2 protein-coding genes are annotated in these 1,396 nt (G+C 35.1%); both read left to right on the top strand.

Annotated features, from left to right (window positions below; all coding sequences use genetic code 11):
- A partial coding sequence (locus tag F457_RS14045; RefSeq protein ID WP_018981305.1) for a hypothetical protein occupies positions 1-496 on the top strand: 496 nt, incomplete at its 5' end.
- Positions 497-522: 26 nt separating this feature from the next.
- Positions 523-1,203 (top strand): hypothetical protein, encoded by a 681-nt coding sequence (locus F457_RS0111675; RefSeq protein ID WP_018981304.1) that lies wholly within the window; start codon positions 523-525, stop codon positions 1,201-1,203.
- Positions 1,204-1,396: the final 193 nt, after the last annotated feature.

Genomic DNA, 1,396 nt, shown 5'->3' with positions numbered 1-1,396 from the left:
GCTGATGGGGGCGATTAGCGCGACGGGTCTTGATGTCCAAGCGTTTCATCTTGTCGGAACGGGGCTGAGCGACGTTGGTAAATCCGTTCTTCATTACATGCAGAGTGAGGGCGGTGCTGGGGCTGGCGCTATCATTGGTGGTGGTGGCAAAAAAATTCTCACAGCTGGAGAAAAAGAAAGTGAGCGTGAGACTAGGAAAGTAGATAGCTTAACAAAGCTTTTTGAGGAAGAAGGTTTTGGTCAAGACCTTAAAGAGAATACCGTAAAAACAAGAGGGAGAGAGAAAGGAGCGAACATTTACAAAGTGACAAAGAAAATGCCTCAATATAATTTACAAAAGAACGATTATATTTATCTTGATACGAAGCATTATGATCATATTGAAGTTTTTAATGGACGGGGCAAAGGGAAACACGTATTGAATCTCGATGGGAGTATAAATGCTGAGAAATCAGTAGACGTAAAGAAAAGGACTTTACCATTTTTAAAGAAATAGCCCTTCTTGAAAAGACTTTTAAGCTGTTGGTAAAAGATGATTCTTACCGAGAGAAGATGGATATCTATGATGCTTTAGATGACTATCAGGATGGCATGAATAAGTTACGTAAATGCATTGAGATATTATCGAAGGTTGATAAGCATTATGAATATATTGACACATATACCTCCCTCAGGTTCCTAGTTGACGCAATACAAGACTTAATATATAATTTTGATTACATTTACTCTGATATGGAGGGATTGGTAAAAAAATATTGCTTAAAGACAGGGCAAACACATAAAAGTATTTTTGATTTCTACAATACATGCATATTTTCACGCAATAAAGAAGAGGTAATGTATGATAACCATCTTTTATTGATTGAATATATGGAAAAAACTGTTGATGATGTGATGAAAAAATATCATGTATATGATAAAATGAATTTTAAAGGAGTCAGTGAAGAATACAAAAATTTATCATATAATTTTTACATAGCTGTCGAATCTTTCCATCAATGTGTTAAAAGGAACGAGGCAGATTTCCTTGCTCTAACCGTAAGAGATGTGATGTTTTGTTCTAAAAAAATAGGAAATTTTATTGAAAAGACTTATCAAAGGATAAGTCTTTATTTTGTTTATATGGTGTCATTCCGTGAAAATAATCAGAATCGGTATACTTATAGAGAGGCATATGAAGCGTATGAGAAAAAATATTATTGAAAGGAACGGAAGGGAGAAATGATATGGACCTTATGAGAGAAGGGATAGGCTATCTAGTAGCGTGTTTTGATTCGTTGATGCCTGGTGAAAAGTTGGCTCCATATGAGCTGCTCAAAGAGCACAATATCTATATGAAGAGCTTATTGAACTATGTTGAATCTCTTGATTGTCTGCAAAAAAACAATGATAAGTT

It is taken from the genome of Saccharibacter floricola DSM 15669 (assembly GCF_000378165.1).
GTDB lineage: Bacteria > Pseudomonadota > Alphaproteobacteria > Acetobacterales > Acetobacteraceae > Saccharibacter > Saccharibacter floricola.
This window is presented reverse-complemented; position numbering and strand designations above follow the sequence as displayed.